The organism is Bradyrhizobium sp. P5_C11_2 (assembly GCF_054049755.1).
Window position 1 is genome coordinate 1 of record NZ_JBFULT010001099.1, and the last position, 1,005, is coordinate 1,005.

The window sequence follows — 1,005 nt, forward strand, 5'->3', positions numbered from 1 at the left end:
GGCTTATTAAACGGACCTCCGGCATAACTGCCGACGTCTGGAGCCCGGACACAGTGAACGACGTTGGAGGTAGGGACGACTGCACCGTTCTTGTCGCGCCACGCCGCCCTACGCCAGCTTGCCGGTTCGCAGGGAGGCTTATTGAACGGCCCTCCGGCAAAACTGCCAACGTCTGGAGCCCGGATGCAGTGAACGACGCGGGACGGATGGACGGCTGCGCCGTTTTGGTCGTACCACGCGGCCATGGCCGGATTAGCGAACATGGCCGCGGCGATCAGTCCTACCGAAGCAAGCTTCCTCATTTGCGCGTCTCCTTATGTGTCAATGATTGAACGACTGACCATCCTTTGCGGCTCATTCCTACCGAAGAGACTGCAAGCAACATTTTGCGGTATCGACTATGCACATCATCAAGGTTGATCTATATCAACTTCGCCCGAATACGGCGGCTGATGACCGCTCTGGGTCACAAGCGGCGGTTATCGCAAGCGTCGCTCACGGTCGGGTTTAGCACCGATACCGGACGTGATGAGGGGATGGAGCTTTAGTCGGCTCAGGGCCAACAACAGACATGGATGTCGATAGCGGAATCTTCGCAGGGAGGACGCGGCCCGCCACAGTTATTTCCGTGAAACAGCGAAACCGGGCTCGCCTGGTTGGACAGTTTGAGAGGTAGTAGCGTCGGCAAATCTTGGCTTTGACGTCAATCGCCATTTTTGACCAGAATCGCCAACGTGATCTCGCCATCGGTAATGTAGTGATTGACGCGTTCGTCGAGAAGATTGTCGCCCGCCTGATAGACTTTCACCGCTTCGATGGTTCGAATCCTCTTCAACTCACCGACAATATGATCGCGCTCTGCGTTCGTATCCGAATCTGTGGCGTGGGTGATTTGAAATGAAAGGCGAGTGAGGGATAGGCCGGTGTCCCTGGTGCCAGCTCCTATCCAAAGAACGCATTCGTTGTCCGGCGGGCGTTCGGTGTTTAGCCAGAAATCTGCTGTTC

Annotated in this window: 2 protein-coding genes; both read right to left on the reverse strand. The window is 56.1% G+C overall.

Translation table 11 applies throughout. The features are described from left to right. Positions 1-302, reverse strand: a 302-nt coding sequence (locus tag ACXJL8_RS41950; protein ID WP_456687134.1) for a hypothetical protein, incomplete at its 3' end; no start/stop codon positions are given. Between the two features lie 401 nt (positions 303-703). After that, positions 704-1,005: LssY C-terminal domain-containing protein (locus ACXJL8_RS41955; protein WP_456687135.1), on the reverse strand; the 302-nt coding region annotated here is incomplete at its 5' end.